The organism is Robertkochia marina, assembly GCF_004799345.1.
In the GTDB taxonomy this organism is placed as follows: domain Bacteria; phylum Bacteroidota; class Bacteroidia; order Flavobacteriales; family Flavobacteriaceae; genus Robertkochia; species Robertkochia marina.
In genome coordinates this window covers 395,430-421,969 of record NZ_SSMC01000002.1, presented here as the reverse complement: position 1 = coordinate 421,969, position 26,540 = coordinate 395,430, and the positions used below count along the sequence as shown (strand labels likewise).

General features: G+C 42.3%; 29 protein-coding genes and 1 tRNA gene. 22 read left to right on the top strand and 8 right to left on the bottom strand.

The annotated features are described in order from the left end of the window. Nucleotides 1–188: 188 nt before the first annotated feature. Nucleotides 189–1,475 carry an argininosuccinate lyase gene (argH, locus tag E7Z59_RS08355; RefSeq protein ID WP_136335864.1) on the top strand — a complete coding sequence of 429 codons (1,287 nt, stop codon included), beginning with the start codon at nt 189–191 and terminating at the stop codon, nt 1,473–1,475. Here the strand turns inward: argH and E7Z59_RS15240 are convergent. Then, entirely contained in the window at nt 1,461–1,604 is a 144-nt protein-coding gene (locus E7Z59_RS15240) for a hypothetical protein (protein WP_168731263.1), read from the bottom strand. The genes argH and E7Z59_RS15240 overlap by 15 nt on opposite strands. A gap of 511 nt (nt 1,605–2,115) precedes the next feature. Here E7Z59_RS15240 and proC point away from each other — a divergent pair. From proC to proB, 3 genes are all read left to right on the top strand, one after another. Beyond that, nucleotides 2,116–2,910: a pyrroline-5-carboxylate reductase gene (gene proC / locus E7Z59_RS08350; RefSeq protein WP_136335863.1), complete on the top strand. Its 795-nt coding sequence runs from the start codon at nt 2,116–2,118 to the stop codon at nt 2,908–2,910. A gap of 164 nt (nt 2,911–3,074) precedes the next feature. Continuing rightward, on the top strand, nt 3,075–4,271 hold the full coding sequence (locus E7Z59_RS08345; RefSeq protein WP_136335862.1) for a glutamate-5-semialdehyde dehydrogenase: 1,197 nt from the start codon (nt 3,075–3,077) through the stop codon (nt 4,269–4,271). 113 nt (nt 4,272–4,384) lie between these two features. Beyond that, nucleotides 4,385–5,161, top strand: coding sequence for a glutamate 5-kinase (gene proB / locus E7Z59_RS08340; RefSeq protein ID WP_136335861.1), 777 nt, complete (start codon nt 4,385–4,387; stop codon nt 5,159–5,161). A 231-nt stretch (nt 5,162–5,392) separates the two neighbouring features. Here proB and E7Z59_RS08335 read toward each other — a convergent pair whose 3' ends face one another. Both E7Z59_RS08335 and E7Z59_RS08330 read right to left on the bottom strand, forming a co-directional pair. Further along, nucleotides 5,393–6,352 (bottom strand): UDP-glucuronic acid decarboxylase family protein, encoded by a 960-nt coding sequence (locus tag E7Z59_RS08335; RefSeq protein ID WP_136335860.1) that lies wholly within the window; start codon nt 6,350–6,352, stop codon nt 5,393–5,395. A 36-nt stretch (nt 6,353–6,388) separates the two neighbouring features. Continuing rightward, on the bottom strand, nt 6,389–6,664 hold the full coding sequence (locus tag E7Z59_RS08330; protein WP_136335859.1) for a GIY-YIG nuclease family protein: 276 nt from the start codon (nt 6,662–6,664) through the stop codon (nt 6,389–6,391). Between the two features lie 305 nt (nt 6,665–6,969). On the opposite strand from E7Z59_RS08330, the gene nhaC reads away from it, so the two are divergent. The 4 genes from nhaC (at nt 6,970) to E7Z59_RS08310 (ending at nt 9,828) form a co-directional block, all read left to right on the top strand. Next, on the top strand, nt 6,970–8,421 hold the full coding sequence (nhaC, locus tag E7Z59_RS08325) for a Na+/H+ antiporter NhaC (protein WP_136335858.1): 1,452 nt from the start codon (nt 6,970–6,972) through the stop codon (nt 8,419–8,421). 203 nt (nt 8,422–8,624) lie between these two features. Next, nucleotides 8,625–9,263 carry a peroxiredoxin gene (locus E7Z59_RS08320; protein WP_136335857.1) on the top strand — a complete coding sequence of 213 codons (639 nt, stop codon included), beginning with the start codon at nt 8,625–8,627 and terminating at the stop codon, nt 9,261–9,263. 6 nt (nt 9,264–9,269) lie between these two features. Then, entirely contained in the window at nt 9,270–9,584 is a 315-nt protein-coding gene (locus E7Z59_RS08315; protein WP_136335856.1) for a thioredoxin family protein, read from the top strand. Further along, nucleotides 9,565–9,828, top strand: coding sequence for a DUF6952 family protein (locus E7Z59_RS08310; protein ID WP_136335855.1), 264 nt, complete (start codon nt 9,565–9,567; stop codon nt 9,826–9,828). The genes E7Z59_RS08315 and E7Z59_RS08310 overlap by 20 nt, the downstream gene beginning before the upstream one ends. 100 nt (nt 9,829–9,928) lie before the next feature. On the opposite strand, the gene E7Z59_RS08305 is transcribed toward E7Z59_RS08310, so the two are convergent. Beyond that, a complete protein-coding gene (locus tag E7Z59_RS08305) occupies nt 9,929–10,276 on the bottom strand; it encodes a four helix bundle protein (protein WP_136335854.1) in 348 nt (115 codons plus the stop codon). Nucleotides 10,277–10,431: 155 nt separating this feature from the next. Between E7Z59_RS08305 and tpx the strand changes: the two genes are divergently transcribed. The 8 genes from tpx to E7Z59_RS08265 all read left to right on the top strand — a co-directional run bounded on the left by tpx (nt 10,432) and on the right by E7Z59_RS08265 (nt 19,399). Next, complete coding sequence (tpx, locus tag E7Z59_RS08300; RefSeq protein ID WP_136335853.1) at nt 10,432–10,929, top strand: thiol peroxidase; 498 nt, start codon at nt 10,432–10,434, stop codon at nt 10,927–10,929. A 3-nt stretch (nt 10,930–10,932) separates the two neighbouring features. Beyond that, nucleotides 10,933–11,292: a diacylglycerol kinase family protein gene (locus tag E7Z59_RS08295; RefSeq protein ID WP_136335852.1), complete on the top strand. Its 360-nt coding sequence runs from the start codon at nt 10,933–10,935 to the stop codon at nt 11,290–11,292. Nucleotides 11,293–11,353: 61 nt separating this feature from the next. Beyond that, entirely contained in the window at nt 11,354–13,798 is a 2,445-nt protein-coding gene (locus E7Z59_RS08290; protein ID WP_136335851.1) for an FtsK/SpoIIIE family DNA translocase, read from the top strand. Between the two features lie 4 nt (nt 13,799–13,802). Further along, the gene (locus E7Z59_RS08285) at nt 13,803–14,447 is read left to right on the top strand and encodes a LolA family protein (protein WP_136335850.1); all 645 of its coding nucleotides are present in this window, start codon (nt 13,803–13,805) and stop codon (nt 14,445–14,447) included. Nucleotides 14,448–14,450: 3 nt separating this feature from the next. Beyond that, the gene (locus tag E7Z59_RS08280) at nt 14,451–15,923 is read left to right on the top strand and encodes an LptF/LptG family permease (protein ID WP_136335849.1); all 1,473 of its coding nucleotides are present in this window, start codon (nt 14,451–14,453) and stop codon (nt 15,921–15,923) included. A 22-nt stretch (nt 15,924–15,945) separates the two neighbouring features. Beyond that, a complete protein-coding gene (ribB, locus tag E7Z59_RS08275) occupies nt 15,946–17,097 on the top strand; it encodes a 3,4-dihydroxy-2-butanone-4-phosphate synthase (protein ID WP_242015657.1) in 1,152 nt (383 codons plus the stop codon). Between the two features lie 85 nt (nt 17,098–17,182). Next, a complete protein-coding gene (locus tag E7Z59_RS08270) occupies nt 17,183–18,496 on the top strand; it encodes a dipeptidase (RefSeq protein ID WP_136335848.1) in 1,314 nt (437 codons plus the stop codon). A gap of 117 nt (nt 18,497–18,613) precedes the next feature. Next, nucleotides 18,614–19,399 carry a PhzF family phenazine biosynthesis protein gene (locus tag E7Z59_RS08265; RefSeq protein WP_136335847.1) on the top strand — a complete coding sequence of 262 codons (786 nt, stop codon included), beginning with the start codon at nt 18,614–18,616 and terminating at the stop codon, nt 19,397–19,399. Here the strand turns inward: E7Z59_RS08265 and E7Z59_RS08260 are convergent. The 3 genes from E7Z59_RS08260 to E7Z59_RS08250 all read right to left on the bottom strand — a co-directional run bounded on the left by E7Z59_RS08260 (nt 19,396) and on the right by E7Z59_RS08250 (nt 22,108). Beyond that, the gene (locus tag E7Z59_RS08260) at nt 19,396–20,589 is read right to left on the bottom strand and encodes a DegT/DnrJ/EryC1/StrS family aminotransferase (RefSeq protein ID WP_136335846.1); all 1,194 of its coding nucleotides are present in this window, start codon (nt 20,587–20,589) and stop codon (nt 19,396–19,398) included. The genes E7Z59_RS08265 and E7Z59_RS08260 overlap by 4 nt on opposite strands. A 77-nt stretch (nt 20,590–20,666) precedes the next feature. Further along, nucleotides 20,667–21,296: an NAD(P)H-dependent oxidoreductase gene (locus E7Z59_RS08255; protein WP_136335845.1), complete on the bottom strand. Its 630-nt coding sequence runs from the start codon at nt 21,294–21,296 to the stop codon at nt 20,667–20,669. A 59-nt stretch (nt 21,297–21,355) separates the two neighbouring features. Continuing rightward, the gene (locus E7Z59_RS08250; RefSeq protein WP_136335844.1) at nt 21,356–22,108 is read right to left on the bottom strand and encodes a sulfite exporter TauE/SafE family protein; all 753 of its coding nucleotides are present in this window, start codon (nt 22,106–22,108) and stop codon (nt 21,356–21,358) included. A gap of 198 nt (nt 22,109–22,306) precedes the next feature. On the opposite strand from E7Z59_RS08250, the gene E7Z59_RS08245 reads away from it, so the two are divergent. From E7Z59_RS08245 to E7Z59_RS08220, 6 genes are all read left to right on the top strand, one after another. Beyond that, nucleotides 22,307–22,391: transfer RNA gene (locus tag E7Z59_RS08245), tRNA-Ser, on the top strand. A gap of 247 nt (nt 22,392–22,638) precedes the next feature. Then, nucleotides 22,639–23,850 carry a site-specific integrase gene (locus E7Z59_RS08240; protein ID WP_136335843.1) on the top strand — a complete coding sequence of 404 codons (1,212 nt, stop codon included), beginning with the start codon at nt 22,639–22,641 and terminating at the stop codon, nt 23,848–23,850. Nucleotides 23,851–24,565: 715 nt separating this feature from the next. After that, a complete protein-coding gene (locus E7Z59_RS08235; protein WP_136335842.1) occupies nt 24,566–24,862 on the top strand; it encodes a hypothetical protein in 297 nt (98 codons plus the stop codon). Nucleotides 24,863–24,882: 20 nt separating this feature from the next. Further along, on the top strand, nt 24,883–25,422 hold the full coding sequence (locus tag E7Z59_RS08230; RefSeq protein ID WP_136335841.1) for a hypothetical protein: 540 nt from the start codon (nt 24,883–24,885) through the stop codon (nt 25,420–25,422). Nucleotides 25,423–25,573: 151 nt separating this feature from the next. Continuing rightward, the gene (locus E7Z59_RS08225) at nt 25,574–25,762 is read left to right on the top strand and encodes a type II toxin-antitoxin system HicA family toxin (RefSeq protein ID WP_136335840.1); all 189 of its coding nucleotides are present in this window, start codon (nt 25,574–25,576) and stop codon (nt 25,760–25,762) included. Nucleotides 25,763–25,814: 52 nt separating this feature from the next. Continuing rightward, nucleotides 25,815–26,231: a hypothetical protein gene (locus E7Z59_RS08220; protein WP_136335839.1), complete on the top strand. Its 417-nt coding sequence runs from the start codon at nt 25,815–25,817 to the stop codon at nt 26,229–26,231. Between the two features lie 123 nt (nt 26,232–26,354). On the opposite strand, the gene E7Z59_RS15235 is transcribed toward E7Z59_RS08220, so the two are convergent. After that, nucleotides 26,355–26,498 carry a hypothetical protein gene (locus E7Z59_RS15235; RefSeq protein ID WP_168731262.1) on the bottom strand — a complete coding sequence of 48 codons (144 nt, stop codon included), beginning with the start codon at nt 26,496–26,498 and terminating at the stop codon, nt 26,355–26,357. Between the last annotated feature and the right edge of the window lie 42 nt (nt 26,499–26,540).

Genomic DNA, 26,540 nt, shown 5'->3' with positions numbered 1-26,540 from the left:
AGTGACAGGTGACATGTAACATATAACTGTATAACCGCATAACCGTATAACCGCATAACCGTATAACCGCATAACCGCAAACCTGCCTGCCGTCAGGCAGGACCGCATAACCGTATAACCGTATAACCGCATAACCGCATAACCGCAAACCTGCCTGCCGTCAGGCAGGACCGCATAACCGTAATAAAATGAAACTCTGGGACAAAGGATATAAAACCGAAGAAAAAGTAGATCATTTCACTGTTGGAGATGATCGCGAATACGATCTGGTACTGGCAAAATATGATGTGATCGCTTCTATGGCACATGCAGAAATGCTGGCCAAGGTTGGACTTATCAGTAAGGAAGAGAGTAATGCCCTGGTAAAAGCGCTTCACGAGATCGAAAAGAGCATTGAAAAGGGAGCATTCACTATTGGGCAAGAGTTTGAAGATATGCACTCACAGATCGAATTTCTTCTTACCCAAAAACTGGGTGATACAGGAAAGAAGATCCATACCGCACGATCACGTAACGATCAGGTGCTGGTAGCCATGCAATTGTATCTGAAAGACGAACTAAAGGCCGTAAAAATGTTAACCGCTGAGTTGTTCGACGAGCTCTTAGGCCTTGCCGAAAAATATAAGAATGTATTGCTGCCCGGTTACACCCACCTGCAGGTAGCCATGCCTTCTTCTTTCGCATTGTGGCTCGGAGCCTACGCAGAAAGCCTGATCGATGATCTTTACATGATCAATGCCGCCACGGCTGTTTGCGATCAAAATCCGCTGGGAAGTGCCGCCGGATATGGCAGCTCCTTCCCTATTGACAGAGAGCACACCACAAAGGCTTTAGGATTTCAAACCCTTAAATATAACGTAGTAGCTGCCCAGATGGGACGCGGAAAAGTAGAGAAATACACTGCCTTCGGACTTGCCGGCATTGCGGGCACCCTGGGTAAAATGGCAATGGATGTCTGCCTGTATATGAGTCAGAATTTTGATTTTATAAGTTTTCCAAAGGAGTTAACTACGGGAAGCAGCATCATGCCCCATAAAAAAAATCCCGATGTATTTGAACTCATAAGAGGTAAGTGTAATAAACTTCAGGCCCTCCCCAACACCCTGACCATGCTTACCACCAACCTGCCCAGCGGTTATCACAGAGAATTACAGCTTTGCAAGGAGCTCATTGTACCTGCTATTCAGGAAATGAAAAGCTGCCTGGAAATGATGACCTTTTCTATGAAGGAAATGCAGGTGAACACTAATATACTGGACGACCCTAAATACGACTATCTCTTTAGTGTAGATACCCTTAACCAAATGGTTATTGAGGGCACCCCCTTTCGGGAGGCATATCAGATCATGGGGCAAGCCATCGAGGCCGGAGAGTTTAAACCGGTTAAAGATGCAACGCACACCCATACCGGCAGTATAGGCAACCCTGCTATTGAGGAGATCCGTTTAAAAATGAAACAATTATTGGCGCATTAAGGTTGACAATTCGTCAGGAATTGTCGATCTGTCACCCTTACCCGGAGATGAGAATAGTAGAAATTCACGACTCATTTCCGGGTATTCTTCAAAATACACCCCTCCGGGAGCATACTCTTTATACTTCACTTTAAAAGAAAATTCTGACTGATTCAGCTGTTTTTCACAAGACTCCTGAAAGTTAAGGAAATGTTAAACTTCTGACGAGAATTTTGTTGTAATTCAGGCCTGTTTCCGGCTATTCTCCTTTGCAGTCGGGCGTTTTGCTGTCTGAATTCATCATTTTTCAAATGTCCTTCTCAAACGTTGGAAATGAGTACTTCATCGAGAATCAAAATTCCCTTACCTGATGTTTTACGATGAGAATCCGGAAGCAGCAGTAAGCTCCCATAAATTCTTTAACACTACTTTTCTGAAACTTTAAAATTATGTAAAACAGGGCTAGAAACTTGTTTTAGAGCATGATAATATTATAATGGTACCGGGTCATGGTTTGAACCTGTAAGAAAAGACGCCTTTTTGAAAGACCGCAACCTACTAGGCAAAAAAGTAGGTTTCTAAAGTTTTAAGAAGCAGAAAATCTTTTGGCATGAATCATGAACCTATTGAAGGAAAATTAATATTAACCTAAAAACAAAACATGAAAGTAACTGTAATTGGATCGGGAAATTTAGGAAAATCTATAATCAGCGGACTCGCCAGCAGCGAGCTGTTCGATCCAAAGAACATCATGGTGGCCGATGCATCTCCTGAGAACCTTGAGATCATTAAAGAACAGGCTGGAGTGAGTGTTACATCAAACAACGTAGAAGCTATTAAAGATTCAAAATGGATCATCCTGTGTATTCAGCCCAGGATCCTTGAGATCGTATTGGACGAGATCAAAGAGCATCTTAGAGACGATCAGATCCTGATCTCCACAGTAACCGGGGTTACTACAGACGAGATCAATGAATTTGTACCGAACAACAAAGTGATCAGAGCGATGCCTAACACCGCCGCGATCCAGCAGCAGTCTATGTCATTTATTTGTGCGAACAATAATGATGATGAAGATGTTGAATTTGTGAGAAAGATGTTTGGCACCATCGGAAAAGCCATTATCATCGAGCAACGCCTAATGAAGCCTGCCACCGTACTTGGTGCTTCGGGTACTGCTTTCTTTTTAAGGTTCCTCAGAGCCTTAACACAGGGAGGTGTACAAATGGGATTCCACCCACACGAAGCCCAGGAGATCGTTGCCCAGGTAGCCATTGGAGCCGCTTCATTGATCGAAGATGGGACCCAGGCCGAAGTAGAGGTAGACAATGTTACTACCCCTCAAGGTTGTACCATTGAAGGACTGAACGCCATGGAGCATAATGGTATGAGCTCTTCAGTGATCAAAGGTGTTATGGCAGCATACGACAAGATCAGCAATATCAACGGGCAATAAACAACCACTGCTCAAAAGACCTAACAATAATTTTTAATTCATTATTAATAAAGGACCTGATGACGGAAAAAACAAAAGGGTGTACGTATGTCAGGATCCTTCGATAAAATAAACACCCTCAAGTCCGGTATCGAACAAAAACATATCCTACCGGCATAAACGTGATGAACACAATACTTACGATCAAAGAGCGTAACAATGTTTTATTAAGTATGGCAAAACTGATCCGTCAGGAACAGGAGGCAATACTTGAGGCCAACAAAAAAGACCTGGATTCCTACAACGGTGAAGATCTCGCCATGGAAGACCGGTTAAAAGTTAACGATGCAAAGATCGAAGGAATGATCACTTCTTTAGAAGAGTTGGCATCTCAGGAAGATCCGCTTGGAAAAGAACGTTTTCATTTTACCCATGACAATGGGATGGAAGTTTCAAATAAAACCGCACCTTTTGGTACGGTAATGATCATCTATGAATCAAGACCTGATGTAACGGTAGAAGCCGCAGGAATTGCATTCAAATCAGGGAACAAGATCCTTCTAAAAGGAGGGAAAGAATCTCTGAACTCAAATTTGGTAATTGTAGACCTTTGGCACCGAGCCTTAAAGGAACACAATATTATAACCGACTGGGTAACCTACCTGAGATTTAACCGCCAGGAAACCCAGGAGTTTTTAGCCAATCCTACAGAAAAGATCGACCTGATCGTTCCCCGTGGTGGTGAGCGTCTGATCGCCTTTGTAAAAGAACACGCTACCTGCCCCGTTGTGGTTAGCGGACGAGGTAACAACTTCGTGTTTGTACACAAAGATGCCGATAAAGAATTGGCCAAAAAAGTGATCTTAAATGCTAAGACCGCAAAGATCTCTGCCTGTAACGCCTTAGATAAGGTGCTTATAGACAGTAATCTTGAAGGAAAAGAGGAGTTCCTTAACGAACTGACCGTTTTACTTCATGAGCATGAAGTAGAGATTCTGGCCGATCAGGCTCTGAAAGATCTTAAAGGGGTAAAACCTTTGGAATCTGAAGACGTTTGGTATGAAGAGTTCTTAGACTATAAGATCGTATTGGGGCAAACGGAGTCTGTGGAAGATGCTGTATCCTGGATCAATAAATATTCAGGAGGGCATTCCAGCTCGATCATTACAAAGGACCAGCATACTGCTGATGTATTTATGACCAATGTAGATGCAGCGGCCGTATATCACAATGCTTCAACCAGATTTACCGATGGAGGACAGTTAGGACTGGGAGGTGAGCTTGCCATTAGTACAGATAAGCTTCACCAAAGAGGACCTATCGGTCTGCAGCACCTGGTAACCAACAAATGGTACATCCATGGTGAAGGCCAGACCAGATAAGAATTCGTTTTTATCCCTGAAATCTATCGCTTTAAATCTTAATAATTTCACCTGGAATGGGTGAACACCTAAATAATGAGTCGCACTTTGGTGCAGACTCGAAACAAAAAACAATGAGTACGTCAAAAAAGAAAAAAAGAGTACTGTTAAAAATAGGGTCTAATACCCTGACAAAAGAATCTGACCAGTTATCACGTGGAAAGATCGAAGATATCGGAAGGCAGATCGCTGCCCTTTCTGATGACTATGAATTCATTATTGTGAGTTCAGGAGCCAAAGTGGTGGCCAAGCAGTTCGTAGAACTGGAGAGTGATCACGCCGAGATCAATGTGAAACAGGCGTTGACCTCTATTGGGCAGCCACACCTGATCCGAATTTTCCAGGAAAGTTTCAGGGAGCTCGGACTATTGGCTTCTCAATGTCTGCTCTCTTATGCTGATTTTGAAAAAGAGGTATCAAGAGAGAATATCAAGAACGTGGTGGATGTACTGGTAAACAATGGCTACATTCCAATTATCAATGAGAACGATACCGTAGCCACCGATGAGATACAATTCGGTGACAACGACCGTCTTGCTGCCATGACCGCAGCCCTGTTGGAGGTTGACCTTTTGGTTATAGCCACCAACACCAACGGTATTTACACCAAAGAATCGTTCGTAAATGAACAACCGGAAACCATTGAAGAGGTAGATAACTTCAAAGATCTTAAAAAAGAAGTTGTTGATGAAGACAAATCTACCCACGGAACCGGCGGAATGAGTTCTAAGGTGATGGCCCTGGAAATTGCCAATAAGGCGAATATTGAAACCTGGATCGTAAATGGTCTGGAAGATAATTTTATCCTGAACACCATTAACCAGGATACCGCCTTTACTAAGATCGCATAATCCTGATCCGATTATATTTTCATGAAGCAGCCACCTGATTATGGGTGGCTGTTTTTTTTTGGAGAAGTGATAGGTAATAGGTGACAGGTAACAGGTGGTGGGTCGTGAAATTTGGATTATTTTCGACTTTAAGGTGGTCAACCTATATCAGGGTCATACACCCTGTCACTTGTTACTTTTCACTTATCACTTATCACTTATCACTTGTTACTTGTTACATGTTACTTGTCACTAAATAGTATTATGAACCTGCTTCTTTAAGACCTTTTCAAAATAATTGATCGTCTTTGACAATCCTTCCCGAAGCTGTATACGGGGTTCCCAATCACCGAGTTTCTCCTTGGCCAGGCTGATATCCGGGCGACGTTGTTTGGGGTCGTCTTTAGGAAGCGGCAGATGAACCAGTTGAGAGCTGCTCCCAATAAGGTCAATAATATTCTCAGCAAGCTCAAGCATGGTGAATTCATGAGGATTTCCAATGTTTACCGGCCCGATAAAGTCAGCAGGACTGTTCATCATTCGCACGGTACCTTCTATCAGGTCGTCTACATACTGAAAAGAGCGGGTTTGCATCCCGTCTCCATAGATTGTAATATCTTTTCCCTGCAAGGCCTGAACAATAAAATTCGATACTACCCTCCCATCATCGGGATTCATATTGGGCCCATAGGTATTAAAGATCCTGATGATCTTGATATCCACCTTATTCGAGTTGTGGTAATCCATAAACAGGGTCTCTGCACACCTCTTCCCTTCGTCGTAACAGGAACGTAGCCCGATGGGATTCACATTACCCCAGTAAGACTCCGGTTGCGGATGAACCGTCGGGTCTCCATAAACCTCTGAGGTACTGGCCTGCAAAATCCTCGCCTTTACTCGTTTTGCCAGTCCCAGCATATTTATTGCCCCCATGACCGAGGTCTTGATGGTCTTTATAGGATTGTACTGGTAGTGCACCGGACTCGCAGGACAGGCCATGTTGTAGATCTCATCCACTTCAGCGAAATAAGGGTGGGTGATATCATGGCGCACCAATTCAAAATACGGGTTATCCATCAGGTGGAGAATATTGCTCTTACTGCCGGTAAAATAATTATCCAGGCAAATGACCTCATTTCCTTCCTCTAACAGACGTTGACATAAATGGCTGCCTATAAACCCGGCCCCTCCGGTAACTAAAACTCTTTTCATTCTATAATTATTATTTGTAATAATAGTCTAACAACCCTAACCTGTGAAATAAGATTTGAGGCGGTTGCCCAAATACATCTTTCCGTAGTGTGTCTTTAAATATTTTTCTCTTTTTATTGCATCTTTCCTTGACAAACAACCTTCAAAATAGATCAATTCCAAAGGCCTTCTAAATTTAGTTGAAGGTACCCTACCCGAATTATGAGCCTCAAATCTTAATGACAAATTTGTTGTAAATCCGGTATACTTCTTCCCATCTCTCAAACTTTTCAATACGTATATGTAATAAAACCCGTCTTTCAAATTTGTCATTATTTCACGGGTTAAACCCGGCCCCTCCGGTAACTAAAATTCGTTTCATTCCTTGAAGATATTAGTGAATTAAAAGTAGGAGATTTATTAACACAGCCCAACAAGAACAGATAAAAACGGAGGTTTTTCAGTTTTAATTCGATTTCGCCTTACTCTCTTCAAAGATCTATGAGTGTGAAAATGAGATCATTGATCGTTCATCCCTTAAAAATGCAACAAAAATTGAATTTGCTTACCATGGGTTAAAATCGTAACATTACGCTTCATTTTTAAAATCTAAAGCCAGATCATCTTACCGGAATTCTATGGAAGAAACGAAAATTAACCAGAATAAGGAGTTGAATATCTGGGAGGCACTGCTCCCCGTTTTTGTATTGGTAGCCCTGTTGGCATTTAATGTTTATGTATATGGTGATGATGCCCTGAGTGGTTCCAACCAATTCATCCTGCTCATCGGCGGCGCTGTTGCAGCCATGGTAGGATTACGAAACAAGGTAAGTATTGACGATATGCTGGAGGAGGTTGCCAACAACGTTAAATCAACCGCGGGTGCCATTCTTATTCTGCTTTTTGTCGGATCACTGGCCGGTACGTGGCTGATCAGCGGGGTAATACCCTCTATGATCTACTACGGGTTGCAGATCCTGAATCCGACCTTTTTCCTGGCGGCCAGTGTTATTATTTGTGCCGTGATCTCTATAGCCACCGGGTCCAGCTGGACCACTTCTGCCACCGTAGGTATTGCCCTGGTGGGTATTGGTGATGCCCTCGGTATCAGTGCCGGAATGACCGCCGGTGCCGTGATCTCGGGAGCTTACTTTGGTGATAAAATGTCTCCCCTGAGCGATACGACCAACCTGGCCCCTGCCATGGCCGGAACCGACCTGTTTACCCACATCAGGTATATGGCCCTGACCACAGTACCAACCGTTGTGATCACCCTGATCATATTTACGATCATCGGATTAAACCTGGAAACCACCTCGGCCCCAGACACCTCCAACCTGTTGAAGGCCATTGAAGAGTCTTTTTATATCAGTCCTGTATTATTCCTGGTGCCTGCTGCCGTGATCTTTATGATCGTACGCAAGACCTCTCCCCTGGTAGCCCTGTTATTTGGTACCCTGTTGGGTGCTGCTTTTGCCGTGATCTTTCAACCTGAAGTTTTATTAGGCATCACCGGAGCTTCTCAATTGAACTTTATTACAGCCTATCGCGGGGTCATGGATGCGATTACTGTAGACACCGCTGTTGAGACCAGTAACGAAAAGCTAAACGACCTCTTCTCTTCAGGAGGTATGTACGGCATGCTCGGTACCATCTGGCTTATACTCTGTGCCATGGTCTTTGGAGGTATCATGGATGCCATAGGAGCCCTCTCCAGGATCAGTGGTGCCCTGTTGAAAGCCTTTAATTCTGTATTCGGACTATTTGCAAGTACCGTGGCAAGCTGCCTGGCCATTAATGTAACAGCATCAGACCAATACCTGGCTATTGTAGTACCGGGTAAAATGTATGCCAAGGCTTATAAAGAAAAAGGCCTTGCTCCTGAAAACCTGAGTCGTACCCTGGAAGATTCAGGAACGGTTACTTCCGTATTGGTACCATGGAATACCTGCGGTGCCTATCAAAGTGGAGTTTTGGGAGTTGATACCACAGCCTACCTTGGTTATGCCTTCTTTAATTATTTAAGTCCGTTCATGACCCTGGCCTACGCTGCCCTCAACATTAAAATTAAAAGGCTGGCCGGGAAATAACATTCTTTTGTTTTAACGCTAATTCTGTCAGTTTCTCATTTCAACAGACTATAAATTCACAAATCCGCAAAAAAATACCGGGTTTATGAATGCCATTTTTAACGGTTATCCGCGCATAGGTTATTACAATTTTTGCCTGTGGATAATTGTCAGAAATAGGTTTATTTTTGCCCTGTTGTTTAATAAAACTAAAACTTGAATATATGACCCTAGTAGGTAAAAAATTCCCAAATGTAGCTGTGAACGCTATGAATGAAATGGGCGATACTTTCCAGATCAACGTGCTGGAAGAAGCCAAGAAGAACAACAAAAAAGTACTTCTTTTCTGGTATCCAAAAGACTTTACTTTTGTTTGCCCTACAGAACTTCACGCATTCCAGGCTGCTCTTGAAGAATTTGAAAAAAGAAACACTATGGTTATCGGGGCTTCCTGCGATACTGCAGAAGTGCACTTTGCCTGGTTAAATACTAAAAAAGATGACGGTGGAATTGAAGGTGTAACCTACCCACTATTGGCCGACAGCAACAGAAACCTTGCTAACATCCTTGGTATTCTTGATGCTCAGACCGAGACCTTCAACGAGGAAACCGGAACGTATATGCTTGAAGGTGACAACGTGACCTACAGAGCTACTTACCTTATTGATGAAGAAGGAACTGTATTCCACGAAGGAATTAACCATATGCCTGTTGGACGTAATGTAAATGAGTTCATGAGACTTATTGATGCTTACGCTCACGTGCAGAAAAACGGTGAGGTTTGTCCTGCAAACTGGGAAGAAGGAAAGCAGGCTATGACTGCCGACAGAACCGGAGTAGCAGAATACCTAAGCTTAAACTAAGACGTCATGTTGTTAGAACTAGAAAAGGATAACCTGTCTGAACTTATTGAAGAAAACCCAAATGTGGTGGTACAATACTCTGCCGGATGGTGTGGTAACTGTCGCATTATGAAACCTAAGTTCAAAAAATTCTCCAGAGATCATGAAGACACCCTTTTCGTGATCGCTGATGCAGAGAAATTTCCTGAATCGCGTAAACTGGCTAAGGTAGATAACCTTCCAACGTTTGCGTCTTTCAAAAACGGAAAGGTTTCCAACCAGGTTCAGACGAATAAGACTGAGATCCTAAAATCGCTTATCGATGAAATTACCAGTAATTAAACAACTTACAGGTTTCATCGCCGAAAATGATCAGGACTATGTACTGGAAGCCATCGATACCCTCGAGGCGATCACCGAAGTCCCCTCCCTCAAAGACGAGGAATTGGACGTTATTGGAGAACTGCTCTCTAATATGTACGGGGCCATTGAAGTGCATAAGATGATCCGCGAAGAAAATATGGACCAAAAGAAAGCGCTCAACGCTTTCATGCAACGGGTAATGGGCTCTATAGATAAGGAGTAACCTGCCCGTAATGATGGGAAAAAATTGCGAAAAACCCCTCCTTGTGGAGGGGTTTTCTTGTTATAAGGTTATGCGGTTATGCCGTTATTCAGTGAAAATTCTATTCTTTCCGTATAGATCGTTTTAGTTTGTATAACATCTTTCTGATAACGGTAATATCTTCATCTATTAATTTAGAAGTATCAGAATATTTTAGATTATTCACTAAGATCAATTGGGTCTCCAGTTCCGTTAAAGAACCGTTGGCTATATCCAAAAAGCGTAATAATTCCTTTTGAGTAGTTCGACCGGCACCTTCGGCAATATTTGAAGGAACCGATAGTGCAGTTTTTTGTAACTGCTGCTTTAGAACAAAACCATTGTTTTTTGGCAAATCCTCAACCAATTGATAAATCTTGGTGGCCAGATCCATACTACGTTGCCACACATGTAAATCCTTATGTATCATACCCCTTATATGAATTATTAAATATAGTAAATTTTCTACATTTAACAATTATAGAGTTTTCCTGACCAAAATTATTCTAATCTGCTTAACCGCATAACGGCATAACCGTATAACTGCATTACTTTTTTTACCTTAGTAAAAAAAGTAATCCAACTATGGCAACAGTAACATTAAAAGGAAACGAATTTCACACCTCAGGCCAATTACCGGAAGTAGGCCAACCGGCACCCGATTTTTCATTGGTAGCAGCTGACCTGTCTGCTAAAACCCTGGCAGATTTTAAAGGGCAACGTGTTATATTGAACATCTTTCCCAGTGTAGACACTGATACATGTGCACAGAGTGTACGCACCTTCAATGAAAAAGCTTCCGGCCTTGATAATACCACCGTATTGTGCATCTCCAGAGATCTGCCGTTTGCGCAAACGCGGTTCTGCGGAGCCGAAGGCTTAAAGAATGTTGTAAATCTTGCCGATACCCGCGACCGTAACTTCGGAAAGACCTACGGCCTGGAGTTCACCGATGGTCCGTTGGAAGGACTGTTGAGCCGGGTGGTCATGGTCATAGATGAAAACGGTATAGTCAAGCATGCCCAGCAGGTAGCTGAGATCGTTGATGAACCCGACTATAACGCAGCCTTATCAGTACTATAGTTAATGAGCGATTTTGTAAAAAAAAGAATTCGAAGTATAGGATATGCCTCCAAGGGGGCATATCTTTTGCTTCGCAAAGAACCCAGCATACAGGTTCAGGCGGGAATTGCAGTTCTGGTAACCGTTCTTGGTTTTATTTATAACCTTAGCATCACCGAGTGGTGCCTGCAAGTCCTTTGCATTACCCTGGTCATGTCGGCAGAAGGTTTTAATACCGCCATTGAAGAGATCGCCGATTTCATTCATCCGGACCACCATCCTAAGATCGGTTTTATTAAAGATATCGCAGCAGGGGCTGTTAGTTTTGCTGCCTTTGGGGCCATCATTGTAGGACTTATCATTTATATCCCCAAAATATTTTAAAAACATAAGTGGAAACCGTTCTTTTGTAATTTGTACTTTTGCTTTAAACCTATCCATGCTAATGGCCCGTAAAAAGACCAAAAAAAATAACGCCAGCAGTGGCAGCGCTAAACCCAAATTTAAGCTTTCACACCAACAGAAGATCATTTTGGGCAGCCTTCTTATGCTCTTCAGCATAGGATGTTTTATAGCGTTCGTGTCTTTTTTCAGTACCTGGCAGGAAGATCAAAGCCTTTTGAGCGAATTCGGGAACAGGGAACTGGAAGCCAAAAACTGGCTTAATAAATTTGGGGCCTCCATCAGTCACTTTTTTATCTATGAAGGCTTCGGGGTAGCTTCATTTATTTTTCTGGCCTTGCTTTTTCAAACCGGGCTTTACCTCTTTTTAAACATTGGTACAAAAAAATTAACCGATCGTTGGTTTTGGGGGCTTGTGGTTATTATGTGGATCTCCATTTTTATGGGATTCTTTGCACAAAGCGCTCCACTACTGGGAGGTACAGTCGGATTTGAGATGAATGATTTTCTGAAGGACTATATCGGAAATATAGGTATCGCCCTTCTCCTTCTCTTTGTTTTTATCAGCTACTCTGTTCTAAGATTAAAACTTACTCCTGAAAAGATCGCCATGGCCTTTCGCAGTACCGGCAGAGAAATACGATCATCACTATCAAGTAACAACCATCAGCAAGAGGCTGTTGCAGAAACAGACAACCACTCTGATGACGAAGATCATGAAAACAACCTGGATATTGACGGTAATAATAGTACTGCAGAAGAAGAAAGCATAAAAGGAAATACTCCTTCTCCGCTGGATGATATTGCCCTTGAGAATTCCTTCGAGGTTAAACTTGAACAGGAAGAACAATCAAGATCAACCCAATCGACTCCTTCAAGCAGTTCAGAAGAAGACAGTTTAACCATACAGGTGGAAAGTATTACGGAAGAAAAGGAAGAAACAGATCTTCTTGCCGAAAAACTGGTGAGCGACTTCGGAGAATTTGATCCTAAGCTTAATTTGAGCAATTACAAATTCCCTATCCTGGACCTTCTGAAAGATTATGGAGCCGGAAGTATTACCATTGATCAACAGGAACTGGAAGAAAATAAGGATCGTATTGTTGACACCCTTCGTAATTACAAAATTGAGATCTCCCAGATTAAGGCTACTATCGGGCCAACTGTAACCCTTTATGAGATCGTACCCGCTGCGGGAATCCGAATCTCAAAGATCAAAAACCTTGAAGATGATATCGCACTCTCATTATCAGCTTTGGGCATCAGGATCATTGCCCCCATACCGGGTAAGGGTACCATTGGTATTGAGGTGCCTAATAAAAAGGCAGCTGTTGTATCCATGCGTTCGGTGATCGCCTCCAAACGATTCCACAATGCAGAAATGGAATTACCCATTGCGTTTGGTAAAACCATCAGTAATGAAACCTTCGTGGTCGACCTCGCTAAGATGCCTCACCTGTTGATGGCCGGTGCAACCGGTCAGGGTAAATCGGTAGGATTGAATGCTATTCTTACCTCCCTGCTTTACAAAAAGCATCCGGCAGAGGTTAAATTTGTACTGGTTGACCCGAAAAAGGTAGAACTTACGCTGTTCAATAAGATCGAGCGTCATTTCCTCGCCAAATTACCAGACAGTGAGGAGGCCATCATTACCGATAACACCAAGGTGATCAACACCCTGAATTCCCTGTGTATCGAGATGGATAACCGCTACGAGCTGCTTAAGAATGCCATGGTAAGAAACATCAAGGAATACAACGCAAAGTTTAAAGAGCGTAAGCTCAATCCGAACGACGGACATCAGTTCTTACCCTATATCGTATTGGTTATTGATGAGTTTGCCGATCTGATCATGACGGCAGGAAAAGAGGTAGAGACCCCAATTGCCCGATTGGCACAATTGGCAAGGGCCATTGGTATCCATCTTATCATTGCCACCCAGCGTCCGTCGGTGAATGTAATTACCGGGATCATCAAGGCCAACTTCCCGGCCAGGGTAGCCTTCCGGGTTACCTCTAAGATCGATTCAAGAACCATTCTCGACTCTCCGGGAGCCGACCAGTTAATTGGTCGTGGTGATATGCTGTACACCCAGGGGAATGACCTTACCCGTTTACAGTGTGCCTTTGTAGACACCCCCGAAGTAGAGAGGATTACTGATTATATCGGAGGGCAGCGAGCCTATCCGGAAGCCCACCTCCTGCCTGAATACGTAGGAGAAGATTCTGGCACAGGACTTGATATAGATGCCTCAGAAAGAGATGCCCTTTTCAGGGAAGCCGCAGAAGTAATTGTGGCTGCCCAGCAAGGATCAACCTCCCTGTTGCAGCGAAAGCTTAAACTCGGGTACAACCGCGCCGGAAGGATCATTGATCAGCTTGAAGCCGCAGGTATCGTAGGTCCGTTTGAAGGGTCTAAAGCAAGACAGGTACTAATTTCTGATATGTTAGCCCTGGAAGAATTATTAAATAATGAAAACAACATTTGATATTATGAAGAAAATTGTCTTTTTACTGGTTATTGCCTTCACCCTGAATCTTAATGCCCAAAGTGATGATAAGGCCAAAGCCCTTCTGGATGAAGTATACAACAAGGTAAAGGGTTACGACAATGTTTTTATAGACTTTAAATACGTTCTTGACAACGCCCAGGAAAATATTCACCAGGAAACCCGTGGTGATGTTACCCTGGAGGGAGAAAAATACCGATTCAATTACCTGGGAGCTACCAAAATTTTTGATGGCAGCAAAACCTACACCATCATTCCTGAGAATGAAGAGGTGGTCATTGAAGGCGCCAACGGCGAGGAGGAAGCAACCATTACCCCCTCAAAAATGCTGACCTTTTACAAGGATGGGTATAACTTTAAATGGGATATTACCCAGGATATTAAAGGCCGTAAAATTCAATACGTAGAATTAGTACCTATAGACTCTTCCTCAGAGATCAAGCAGATCCTGTTAGGAATAGATACACAGACCAAACACATTTACAACCTGATCGAAGTCGGTCTTAACGGAACGAAAACCACCATTACTGTTAATTCTTTTAAAACCGATCAACCGATTTCCGAAAGCTTATTTACCTTTGACCGCCCCAAATATGAAGAAATGGGGTACTACATCATTAATAACTAGGTTTTGTATACTTTAGATCGCTATATTCTCTCGAGGTTTCTTTACAACTTCCTCAGTTCTTTTGTGATCCTGATGCTCATCTTTATTTTCCAGGCCATCTGGTTCTTTATAGATGAATGGGCCGGGAAGGGTATCGATCTTTTGATTGTCGGTAAATTTCTACTGTACTACTCCCCTAACCTTATCCCGATGGTATTGCCACTTACCGTACTACTGGCAAGCATCATGACCTTTGGGGCCTTTGCAGAGAATTATGAATTTGCCGCCATGAAGGCTTCGGGTATCTCCCTTTTTCGGGCCATGCGATCGCTGATCATTTTTATCACCATACTCAGTATCGGAACCTTTTTCTTTGCAAACAGTGTCATTCCCGAAGCAGAATTAAAGTCTTACAACCTCCGGAGAAATATTGCCCAGGCAAAACCTGCTCTGGCTATTACCGAGGGGATATTCAACAATATTCCTGAGACCGACATTAACATAAAGGTTGACAATAAGCACGGCGAAAATGATCAGCTTTTAGAAAAAGTAGTTATTCACAAGCTTAGCAATGGTGGGGTAAACAACCAGGTGATACAATCTAAAGAAGGTGAGCTGGTGGGTAAAAAGGGCTCCAACTACCTGCAATTGATCCTGAAAGACGGTAATTTCTACGAAGACATTCAAGGGAAAACCATAGCCGACCGTCAAAAGGTTCCGTTTGCCAAAGCCTATTTTGACACCTATACCATGAATGTTGACCTTTCAAATCTGAACAACCAGGACCTGGAAAAGGAAAACATCAACAATACCTATAAAATGCTCAATTCTAATGAGCTTACCCAGGCGATCGATTCCCTTTTTGACGACAACAGAAAGGTGATCAACTCTTTTGGGAGCAGTGTTTTTAACCGAACCGGGTTCTCCAGGCTTTATGTGGACGAAGATGCCGGAAGACCTGTAAAAGACACTATTGACCCGACCGGCAAAAGCGTTCCCGAACTCATGGAGTTTTATGCCCCCTGGCGAAGATCTCAGATCGCAGAAATGGCCAAGAACAATATTGCCAGTACACGACGATCTATCGAAGGAAAACGACCTGACATCCAGCGTCGTATTAAACTCCTGAACGTACATTACCTGGCTTTGCATCAAAAATATGCCCTTCCTATAGCCTGTTTCATTCTATTCTTTGTGGGGGCTCCCCTTGGAGCTATCATCAGAAAGGGTGGCCTGGGCCTCCCCATGGTTTTAGCCATCGGATTGTTCCTAACCTATTATTTCATTGGGATCTTTACAAAGAATTATGCCGAAGACGGAAGTATGGACCCGGTGATCGCCTCATGGATCTCTACGGTCATCATGCTGCCATTGGGCATCTGGCTTACCCGCAGAGCTACAGCTGATAAAGCGGTTTTCGATTCAGGAAGCATTATCGAAAAATTTAAGGGGCTCTTTAAAATATTCCGCAAAAAGGAAGCAACCGTATCAAAATAAGTATCTTTGCCGAAAATTCCTGATGAAGTCTGTGAACATCATGTCTGAAAAAGAAATTCAACTCAATACCATAGAAGAAGCCATCTCTGATATCCGCGCCGGAAAAGTAGTTATCGTTGTAGATGATGAGAACCGGGAGAATGAAGGAGATTTTGTAGCAGCTGCCGAAAAGGTATCTCCCGAAATGATCAACTTTATGGCTCAACACGGAAGGGGTTTAATTTGTACTCCTCTTACCGAAAAGCGCTGTAAAGAACTGGACCTGCACCCTATGGTAACCAATAACTCCGACCCTATGGAGACTGCCTTTACGGTTTCTGTAGACCTTCGCGGCCACGGGGTAACCACCGGAATTTCTGCATCAGACCGTTCCCTGACCATTCAGGCCTTGACCAATAACTCAACAAAACCCCGCGACCTGGCACGTCCAGGGCATATCTTCCCCCTGGCAGCTAAAGAAGGTGGTGTTTTGAGAAGAACCGGACATACCGAGGCGGCCATTGACCTGGCAAGACTGGCCGGTCTTGATCCTGCAGGAGTGATCGTAGAGATCATGAATGAAGACGGCACCATGGCCAGGCTGCCACAATTAGTGGAGGTGGCTGAGAAATTTGACCTCAAGATCGTAAGCATCGAAGACCTGGTGGCCTACCGCATGCAGCACGACAGTCTGATCGAAAAGAGAGAAGATTTTGATATTAAAACCCGTTTCGGCACCTACCGACTCAGGGCTTATAAACAAACTACCAACGACCAGATTCACCTGGCCCTGACAAAAGGTTCCTGGAAACCGAACGAGCCGGTGCTAACCCGTATTAATTCAACCCTGGTCAATAACGACATCCTTGGTACGCTTACGAACAATGCCGACAAAAAACTGGATGATATGTTCCGTGCTTTAAATGAGGAAGAACGCGGTGCCATTGTTTTTATCAACCAGGAAAGCAGTTCTTACAACCTGCTCAACCGTCTGAAAGAACTCAAGCAGATCCAACAGGATGGTGAGATGAAAGCACCTAAGATCGTTATGGACAATAAAGACTTCGGTATTGGAGCTCAGATACTTCACGACCTTGACATTTCCAAGATCAGGCTGATGTCGAACTCCACCCAAACCAAAAGAGTGGGTATCATTGGCTATGGGCTGGAGATCGTAGAGTATGTGAATTACTGATCGGCTTCTATTTTTGGTTTTATTTAATTCACAGTTTTTTGAGAATTTGCCTTAAAAAGGCTACTTTCAGCATAAATTTTATTTTATGCGCAAAACCTTACTATACCTGACTGCAGCTATGGCTGTAGTTTCTTGTAAAAACCAAAATGAAAATACTGCACAAGCAGCATCTACCGTAGACACCCTGGCACTGGCCAAGGCCATTCACGAGAAGGTCATTACCATTGATACCCATTGCGATATCAATGTAAATAACTTTACCGATTCTATTAACTACACCCAGGATCTTCACACCCAGATCACCCTGCCAAAAATGGAGGAAGGTCAATTAGACGTGGCCTGGTTTATTGTATATACCGGTCAGGAAGAGCTCAATGAGGTAGGCTATACAAATGCCTACGCCAATGCTATGAGCAAGTTCGAGGCCATTCATAAACTGGCCGAAGAGATCGCTCCTGAAGACATCGAATTAGCTTACACTGCCGAAGATGTAAGGCGTATTACCACAGAGGGTAAAAAAGTAGCTATGATCGGTATCGAGAATGGTTATCCCGTGGGAACCGACATCACCAATGTGAAGAAGTTCTATGACCTGGGAGGACGTTATATGTCGCTGGCTCACCAGGGCCACAGCCAGCTTTCTGATTCAAATACAGGAGAGGCCGACAGTACCTGGTTGCACAACGGACTTAGCGATCTCGGAAAAGAGGTGATCAAAGAAATGAACAAGTACGGGATGATGGTAGATATCTCTCACCCTTCTAAAGAAGCGATCAAACAAATGATCGAGCTTTCTAAAGCTCCTGTAATAGCTTCTCACTCTTCTGCAAGAGCAGTTTGCGATCACAGCAGAAACCTGGATGATGAACAATTAGGCTGGATCAAAGAGAACGGAGGCGTTGTTCAAACAGTTGCCTTCAGTAATTACGTAGATACCGAAAAACATCAAAAGTTTAATACAGCACTTCAGGAAATGATGGCCGAAAAGGCAGAAGCAGCCGGATTTAACTTAATGGACAGAAGTGAAGCCCGTCAATTACCTGCCGAAGAGCGCAATGCTTACTACGCTGCCTACAATGAATTCAAAGCCTCGATTCAATCCGATATCGACTCCTTCAGTAAGGTAGCCGATCCGGTGGATGTTTCTGATTTTGTTGACCACATTGACTACCTGGTTGAAAAGATCGGACTCGAACATGTAGGGATCAGCTCCGACTTTGATGGCGGAGGAGGTATCTACGGATGGAATGATGCTTCAGAGACCTTCAATGTAACCCTGGAATTGGTAAAACGCGGGTATACCGAGGAACAGATCAAAATGCTTTGGGGAGGAAACCTGCTCAGAGTAATGGAAGAAGTAGAGAAGGTAGCTCAAGAGCTGCAACAACAAGATTCATAATAATTTACCGCAATCCATATTAAAAAAAGCTCCTGTTTTCAGGAGCTTTTTTATTTAGTTCAGGGAGTCATCCAAAAAAAGATTCTATAACTTTAGTAAGGTAATTAAACGAAACAGATGAAATTAAAGATCTATCAGGTCGATGCTTTTGCCAGGGAAGCCTTTTCAGGGAATCCTGCGGCTGTTTGCCCACTGGAGCAATGGCCACATGACAGCCTTATGCAACAAATAGCCATGGAAAACAACCTGGCAGAAACGGCATTTTACGTTAAAAAAGATGAACACTATGAACTGCGCTGGTTTACCCCTACCACCGAAGTAGATCTCTGCGGACACGCCACCCTGGCCACAGCTCATGTATTATTCTTTGAAGAAGGTCATGAGGGTGATGTCATTAAATTTTACTCCCCCAGAAGCGGTGAATTGCAGGTGAAGAAAACAAATGATGAACTGAGCCTCAACTTTCCGGCAGATCCTGTAACTGCTATTGCTGTTTCCAAACAGCTTAAATCCTGTTTTGATATAGAACCCATCGGGGCCTTTAAGGGCAAAACAGATATCATGCTGGTGTACAATTCTGAAGAAGACATCAAGAACCTTGAACCACATATAGAGACCATCAGAAAGATTGAAGCCAGGGGAATCATTGTTACCGCCATGGGTACTGATGTTGACTTTGTATCCCGATTTTTTGCGCCACAATCAGGTGTCGATGAAGATCCTGTAACGGGTTCAGCGCATACTACCCTGACCCCATACTGGAGTAATATTCTGGGGAAAACTGAACTCTCTGCCATGCAATTATCATCCCGTAAAGGATATCTTCATTGTGAAGACAAAGGAGAACGTGTGATCATAAGCGGGAATACAAGGCTTTACTTAAAAGGAGAAATAGTTGTTTAAACCCCTTTTGATAAAACAGCCTTTATATTTTCTCCCCGATCCCTGACTTCTTTTTCGGTCCACCCGATCTTTATAAGTAGTGAAATGTTTCTGCCCATCCAGTGATGGGAAGCCGAAAAATCCATCTTGTGGTAATCGGGTAATTGAGCTCTGACCTCCTTGGCTATCGGGCCAAGGCTATTCAGGTTCTTCAGGTGATCCCATTTTTTAACGTAGTGCCAGTTATTGTCGAACCAATAGAAACAACCGTCAATACCGGCTTCTGACAGCGCCTTATGGGTATTCCTCGCTATATGCTCGTCCGCCATAAAAAAGTTCAGGAACGAATAATTTTCTTCCCCACCTTCGGGCACTCGTCTAAAGGTCACCCCGGGAATATTCGAAATGGCATCTCTGAGTATGGAATAATGTTTTTTCTGAAGCGCCAGAAATTCGTCAAGTCGCTCCAACTGCGCTACCCCTACGGCAGCATTTAATTCTGAGATTCTATAGTTGTACCCCAAAAAAGGATGACCCTCTGCCCCCCTGTCGTTCCCCACATGATCATGTCCGTGATCAGAAAAGTGGTCGGCATTTTTCTTAATACTTTCATTATTGGTGATCAGGGCACCCCCCTCACCGCAGGTAATTGTTTTGACATAATCAAAAGAGAAACACCCTACATCGCCATAACTCCCCAGGGGTTTTCCTTCATAGGTGCCGCCAATGGCCTGGCAGGCATCTTCCAGCAGTAAAAGCTTATACTTCTCACAAATAGATCTCAGGGCAGACAGATCGGCCATAGAGCCACACATATGCACGGGCATGACCACCTTTGTTTTGGTAGTAATGGCTTTTTCCACCGCTTCGGGATCAAGGGTCAGGGTATCATCAATATCAACCAGGATGGGAAGGGCTCCTAAAGCCAGAACAGCCTCAAAGCTGGCCACAAAAGTAAAGGTGGGCAGGATGACTTCATCTCCGGCCCCTACCCCGGCACTGGCCATGGCCACGGTTAGCGCAGCAGTACCGCTGCTTACCAACTGAGCATAGCGGGTGCCCATTCTACGGGCAAGGGCAGTTTCCAGCTCTAACGCCTTCCACTGCCCTTGTCTCATACCGTCAAATCCGTAGCGCATCAGCACTCCGGTATCCAATACTTTATTTACTTCGTGTCGTTCCTTTTCTCCAAATAATTCGAATCCGGGCATTCTTTTTTATTTTCAAATACCCTCAAATATAGAAAAGGTTGATGACCTAACAGACCATCTAAAATGAAGAATGTGATTTAGATCTCAAGAATACTTTCAGTCAGCTCTTTTCGCACCTTCTTCATTTCTGCAAACATATCATCATTTGCACGGAACCCTACAGGCATCGACAATACCGCAGTAAGTCCTTTTTCCTTCAGGTTCAGGATACGGTCGTATTCCGGGGCCACAAACCCTTCCATCGGGCAGGCATCGATCTGCTCCAGGGCACAAACGGTTAAAAGGTTGCCCATGGCCAGGTAGGCCTGTTTCGCGATCCATTCTCTCTTAGTGGTATCCTCCATGGCGGTAACCGACCCCTCCAGATATTCCCTGAAGGGCTTGAGGATCTCATCGGGGGTTTGCCGGATGTCTTTTACCCTGTTGAAATAACCATTAATATAATCTTTATCCAGATCGGTTTCTACCGCAAAAACCAGGAGATGAGAGGCATCAGCTACCTGCTGCTGGTTGAAACTATGTGCTACCAGTTCTTCCTTGATGGCCTGGTCACTGATCACTAGCAGTTTTACCGGCTGAAGACCAAAGGAAGTGGCGGTGAGGTTGAAAGCCTTTTTTAGCGTATCTATCTTATCTGAAGAAAGTTTCTTTTCAGGATCAAATTTCTTGGTGGCATAACGCCATTTCAGGGCATCGATTACATTCATTCTGAGCAATTTTGGCACAAAAATAAGGCATTTCAAAAGATGTGGCTGTGAAGAAACCCTTAAAACAGCCAGAGTTTAACGGCCATGGCGATCACCATAATGATCAGGAACGTCTTTACAAGACCATCTCCCTTATTTACTGACCAGCGACTGCTCATCCACCCTCCTACGAATTGTCCGGAGGCAAGCAGGAGTCCGTATTTAAGATCCACCTTATCATACCAAAAGAACACGGACAGACTTGCCGCGGTATAGATGAGCATGACCACGGCCTTTACCAGGTTAGAACGCACCAGGGTCATTTGATTAATAGTGGAGAGGGCCAGCAGCATAAATATCCCCGTACCTGCCTGGAGAAATCCTCCGTAGATACCAATCAGGAAAAAGGCCAGCAGACTCCCCCAGAAGTACTTCCCGGTAAAGCGTTCTAAAGCATCGTTCAGGTTTTTAGTAGGTTTCATGATCATAAAAGCCACGATCACGATCATAAAAATAGCCAGGATGCGGTTGAAGATCCGGTCATCTATTTCAACCGCGATCAAGGAGCCGATAAGGGCCCCGATGGTAGCGGTTACCCCCAGCCAGGTACTTATTTTTGGCACCTTAAGTCCTTTAGAGCGAAATCCGGCAATAGAGGATATGGTTTGTAAAAAGATGGCAACGCGGTTAGTTCCGTTGGCCATTGCCGAATCGCCAAGAAAAAAGATGAGAATGGGTAGGGTGAGCATGGAGCCCCCTCCCGAGATGGTATTGATAACACCGACGATAAAACCGACAACAACTAGAATAAGTATCTCCAGAATGGGTGACATGGTAAGGGTTTAGGTAGTACTAAAATAGGTTTTTAGAAATAAAATCAACCAGGAAAGTGCTAATTCACTGAATAGCAGGGAAACGCTGTTTTAACCAACACCCGGGGCTAAAAAAATTCAGAAAATAGTTGTTGAAAAACAAAAAAGCTTTCTATATTTGCACCCGCAATCGCAGGATAAAACGCCTGTAAGATGCACGGAGAAATGGCAGAGTGGTCGAATGCGGCAGTCTTGAAAACTGTTGAGGGTCACACCTCCGGGGGTTCGAATCCCTCTTTCTCCGCTGAACGAACTTCAAAGTTCCTCCAAACCCCGTAAAACACCAGTGTTTACGGGGTTTTTCTTTTTTATTGATTTCATTTGATATCAAACAATAAGCTATAAAAAGTGGCAAATTCGGGGGAGATTTCAAATTTCAAAAAAGTCCCCCGAATGAGCTCAAAACCATTGATTTTACTGGTATTTGTGCTTTTTTGCGTTTTTGATTTTCAAGGATGTTTTCTACCTTAAAAGGGGGAAATTAATGTAAAATGAATCAACGTGTCTCTTTTCGCTATTTTATCAAACCCAGTAAGGCAGATATAAATGGACTCTGTAATATTTATTTAAGGATCACCATAGATGGAAGTCGTGTCGAATTTAGTGTAAATAGAAAAGTGGATCCAGCCCGCTGGATAGCCAAAGCTGGGATGGTAAACCTTAACAATTCTTCCGGTCAAGAATTAAATAATTACCTATCCAATATTCGTTCAAGATTATTACAAATTCACCAACAATATATTAATGAAAATAGAGAGCTTACAGCTAAGGCATTACGAAATACATATTTCGGAAAGGATGATAGAAAAAGGATGTTGCTTGAGGTCTTTAAGGAACACAATGATCAAGTAGACTCACTTATAGGAAAAGATTTTGCTTCAGGAACTGCAGAGCGATATCGAACTGCAAAAATGCATGTCGAAAACTATATTAGAAAAGCCTATAAAAAGAAAGACCTCCTGATATCTAAAGTTGATCTAAAGTTTATCAATGGATTCGAATACTACTTAAAAACAGAACGCAATTGCGGACACAATACTGCTATAAAGTATATAACCAATTTTAAAAAAATAATCAGAATTGCCATTGCTAATGAATGGATAAAAAAAGATCCATTCATTAACTGGAATTCGAAACTAAAACCGGTAGAAAGAGATTTCCTTACAGAGCGTGAAATCTCTATACTTCTGGAAAAAAACTTTGGAATCGATCGCCTGGAACAAGTTCGCGATGTATTCATTTTTTGCTGTTTTACCGGACTGGCATATGCTGATGTAAAGAAGCTAAACGCAGATGATATCAAATTTGATTTGGATGGTACAGCATGGATAAAAACAAGACGAACTAAAACAAAAACAAAAAGCAACATACCGCTTTTATCAATTCCTAGGGGTATAATTAGCAAATACAATCGTGATCAAAATAAAGTCTCCTCGGCATATTTACTTCCAGTTCCTACCAATCAAAAAATGAATGCTTACTTAAAAGAAATTGCTGATTTGACAGGAATTCGCAAAAATCTTTCAACCCATCTGGCAAGACATACTTTTGCTACAACAGTCACCCTTTCCAATGGTGTGCCTATCGAATCCGTGAGTAAAATGCTGGGACATAAAAATCTCAGGACAACCCAACATTATGCGAAAATCCTGGATCAAAAAGTTAAACAAGACATGGAAGTACTTAGGCAAAAGTTTAATTAAGTAACTTCAATCAAATCATCCTTTCCTTTCGCTAAATGAATCAAGCACATTCCCCTACACCTTGTTCCGGGAAAAGAGCTTGATTCGGGATAATAGAACACATTTCAAAAATTTATTTTCGAATATTCAATAGAAAATAAATTTTTAAAAAGCGTTCTTGGATACAAGCACTTAGCTTGTAATTATTTGAAAAGTACGATGCACTATCAATAGTTTATATCTGGTGTTTTTTGCTGGCCTCTTTTTTTTGACTTAAAAAATCATATTTTGGGTTTAGCCGAAGAAAATGTTGTAAATAATTCTTTGGATGGATTCCCCACTTATAGGGCTTAGCATTAGAGCAAATTCAAATAGTGAAGCTGCTATTAATCCATATCCAAAAAGTAAATTGAAAATGCATCTTTTACCTTTTCCCTTTTGATTTTTTTTTAAACCATAATCCGAATAAGAAAAGAAAAAATTGATTTATATGCAAGCTTAAATCCTCCAGGGCGAAAATCAACCTATAGGTTGATTTTCTCATTTGGAATTGAAATTAGCTTTCCCCTAAGTCTTGAAATAGGAACCACCCATATTGGGTGGTTTTTTTATATTTACCCTCCTAAACTAACGAATCACTAACAAAAAATCCGACAATTCAACAAATAGACCAGGTGCTTACCCCACTGATTTAGAACTATTTTAATACTTTTGTCGCCGAATTCATGTATATTTAATGGAAGAATTAAAGCAAGAGTTCTTAAAAATTGCCCTTGAACAACTTAAAAACTATGGCGTTGTAATAACCTTTTTCGTACTTGGGATCCTTACCGGTTATTACTTTAAATTGTTTGTAACAGACAGAAAATACAATAAACAGATTGATATCAGGTTTAAAGAAAAAGACGAAAGAATTCGGGAATTAAATCTGATTGTACTTGACCGGCTTAATAAGGTTCAAGTTGAAAAGGAAAGTAAAGGCTTGATCAGAAGGATTAAAAGATACTTTAAAAATTTTGCTAAGAAAGACTAATAAACCAACACTTAAGAGTAATGAATCTGACTTTGATTATCATATCGATTGTTGTCTTAGGAGTATTTTCGTTTAATCAGTATATCAGATACAAGAGATTCAAGGCCGTGAATAACCTGAAAATTATTTATGACCGTATGGAGATGTATTTTGTAAGAAAAGAAATCATACTTAATAATGACTACATTGCCTTTTTGAAATCATTCAAGAATTTATCTGTAAACCCTGAATACCTGGACATTCAAGTGCTTATGGCCAATAAAATGATGCTGGAGAAGAAGGGAATGCTGGTTGATGGTGCGAAGAAGTTTGATGAGACATTAGAATCCTTAGGTAAGGATTTCATGCCAATATTCCAGGAATTCGACAACAACACTACTGAGATCATTAAACTAAGCCTGGTTAAACCAGACTTTTTGTTCTTCATTTCTCAATTGGTGTTTAAAAAATGGTTGAAGTCTAAGAAGGATGCCATTCAATCCATAAAGAGCGACCTAAAGTATGCATTTGCTAACGACGAAGCCATTTCCTATTCTGGCATGGGCTTGGAATACTGTTAACATAAACACTTAAAGAATTATAACCACCCAGGGGAGGGTGGTTTTTTTTATATCATAATATTTTATAACAAATTTGTTATGTATAACATTTTTGTTATATTTGTATCTGAACAAAGCGTTCATTGACATACTGACTTAAAATTCTTTTGTTATGGCTAAAGTCAGCGAAATTCGGCGGCTACTCCTAAAAGATGGCTGGTACCTACATAGACACGGGGGCAACCACGATATGTACAGGCATAAAGAAAAAAGTGGCCAAATTACACTTCCCCGCCACGGAAGTAAAGAACTGGCAACAGGTACTATGAATAGTATTCTAAAGCAGGCAGGGTTGAAATAACCCTGCCTTTTTTACCAAAATAAAATCCTATTGAAACAAAACTTAAAACGTGATGAAACTGTCCAAAACCCTTTTAACCGCAATCGTTGAAAAAACCGGAACGGGATTTTCAGCCTATATTAAAGAAATGGATGGCGTAATTGCTGTAGGTGATTCACTTGCTGAACTTAAGAATTCGTTAAACGAATCCTTATTTCATCATCTAGATTACCTCAATGAAACTGAGGGAAGTGAATTATCTACCGATGATTACACCATCGATTATCACATTGATCTTCAACAGTTTTTTGATTATTTTAAAGTGATCAACAAATCTGCATTTGCCGAAAGCTATCTGCACATTAACAAAAGTTTATTCAGACAGTATACCAAAGGAATAACGTCGCTATCAGATAAAAAACTTAAAAAAATCTCTACCGGCTTACACCAACTCGCACACGAGCTTGACGATATCTCCTTAATATCTTAAACCTAATATCACCAATCCACCCTTCCGGGGTGGATTTTTGTTTTTAACCCTCCTGATTGCCTGTCCTTTTTTTTTAGCCGTTTCATTTACCAACTTGCTATCCTGGCACAACAAACCATATTCTTACGGGAGATACTCCATAGCCTGCGCATCCTGAACGGCTGGATGGACGTGGCCAACTCCATCCCGGAATACAAAAAGCAACTCTTCGAGAATCTGCTGCACATCAAGTACATCGTTCATATTTCCGAAGCATATTTTATGCACAACTATGGAGGTTCTTATGACAAACGAAGGTTAAAACGACTA

What these genes read in the sequence shown, in the direction of transcription:
- E7Z59_RS08260 (WP_136335846.1), bottom strand. Translation starts at nt 20,589, where the DNA reads ATGCCCGGATTCGAATTATTTGGAGAAAAGGAACGACACGAAGTAAAT.
- nhaC (WP_136335858.1), top strand. Translation starts at nt 6,970, where the DNA reads ATGGAAGAAACGAAAATTAACCAGAATAAGGAGTTGAATATCTGGGAG.
- E7Z59_RS08255 (WP_136335845.1), bottom strand. Translation starts at nt 21,296, where the DNA reads ATGAATGTAATCGATGCCCTGAAATGGCGTTATGCCACCAAGAAATTT.
- proB (WP_136335861.1), top strand. Translation starts at nt 4,385, where the DNA reads ATGAGTACGTCAAAAAAGAAAAAAAGAGTACTGTTAAAAATAGGGTCT.
- E7Z59_RS08330 (WP_136335859.1), bottom strand. Translation starts at nt 6,664, where the DNA reads ATGACAAATTTGAAAGACGGGTTTTATTACATATACGTATTGAAAAGT.
- E7Z59_RS08285 (WP_136335850.1), top strand. Translation starts at nt 13,803, where the DNA reads ATGAAGAAAATTGTCTTTTTACTGGTTATTGCCTTCACCCTGAATCTT.
- proC (WP_136335863.1), top strand. Translation starts at nt 2,116, where the DNA reads ATGAAAGTAACTGTAATTGGATCGGGAAATTTAGGAAAATCTATAATC.
- E7Z59_RS08315 (WP_136335856.1), top strand. Translation starts at nt 9,270, where the DNA reads ATGTTGTTAGAACTAGAAAAGGATAACCTGTCTGAACTTATTGAAGAA.
- argH (WP_136335864.1), top strand. Translation starts at nt 189, where the DNA reads ATGAAACTCTGGGACAAAGGATATAAAACCGAAGAAAAAGTAGATCAT.
- E7Z59_RS08335 (WP_136335860.1), bottom strand. Translation starts at nt 6,352, where the DNA reads ATGAAAAGAGTTTTAGTTACCGGAGGGGCCGGGTTTATAGGCAGCCAT.
- E7Z59_RS08270 (WP_136335848.1), top strand. Translation starts at nt 17,183, where the DNA reads ATGCGCAAAACCTTACTATACCTGACTGCAGCTATGGCTGTAGTTTCT.
- E7Z59_RS08225 (WP_136335840.1), top strand. Translation starts at nt 25,574, where the DNA reads ATGGCTAAAGTCAGCGAAATTCGGCGGCTACTCCTAAAAGATGGCTGG.
- E7Z59_RS08310 (WP_136335855.1), top strand. Translation starts at nt 9,565, where the DNA reads ATGAAATTACCAGTAATTAAACAACTTACAGGTTTCATCGCCGAAAAT.
- E7Z59_RS08290 (WP_136335851.1), top strand. Translation starts at nt 11,354, where the DNA reads ATGGCCCGTAAAAAGACCAAAAAAAATAACGCCAGCAGTGGCAGCGCT.
- E7Z59_RS08345 (WP_136335862.1), top strand. Translation starts at nt 3,075, where the DNA reads ATGAACACAATACTTACGATCAAAGAGCGTAACAATGTTTTATTAAGT.
- ribB (WP_242015657.1), top strand. Translation starts at nt 15,946, where the DNA reads ATGAAGTCTGTGAACATCATGTCTGAAAAAGAAATTCAACTCAATACC.
- tpx (WP_136335853.1), top strand. Translation starts at nt 10,432, where the DNA reads ATGGCAACAGTAACATTAAAAGGAAACGAATTTCACACCTCAGGCCAA.
- E7Z59_RS08230 (WP_136335841.1), top strand. Translation starts at nt 24,883, where the DNA reads ATGAATCTGACTTTGATTATCATATCGATTGTTGTCTTAGGAGTATTT.
- E7Z59_RS08295 (WP_136335852.1), top strand. Translation starts at nt 10,933, where the DNA reads ATGAGCGATTTTGTAAAAAAAAGAATTCGAAGTATAGGATATGCCTCC.
- E7Z59_RS08305 (WP_136335854.1), bottom strand. Translation starts at nt 10,276, where the DNA reads ATGATACATAAGGATTTACATGTGTGGCAACGTAGTATGGATCTGGCC.
- E7Z59_RS08240 (WP_136335843.1), top strand. Translation starts at nt 22,639, where the DNA reads ATGAATCAACGTGTCTCTTTTCGCTATTTTATCAAACCCAGTAAGGCA.
- E7Z59_RS08320 (WP_136335857.1), top strand. Translation starts at nt 8,625, where the DNA reads ATGACCCTAGTAGGTAAAAAATTCCCAAATGTAGCTGTGAACGCTATG.
- E7Z59_RS08220 (WP_136335839.1), top strand. Translation starts at nt 25,815, where the DNA reads ATGAAACTGTCCAAAACCCTTTTAACCGCAATCGTTGAAAAAACCGGA.
- E7Z59_RS08265 (WP_136335847.1), top strand. Translation starts at nt 18,614, where the DNA reads ATGAAATTAAAGATCTATCAGGTCGATGCTTTTGCCAGGGAAGCCTTT.
- E7Z59_RS08250 (WP_136335844.1), bottom strand. Translation starts at nt 22,108, where the DNA reads ATGTCACCCATTCTGGAGATACTTATTCTAGTTGTTGTCGGTTTTATC.
- E7Z59_RS08235 (WP_136335842.1), top strand. Translation starts at nt 24,566, where the DNA reads ATGGAAGAATTAAAGCAAGAGTTCTTAAAAATTGCCCTTGAACAACTT.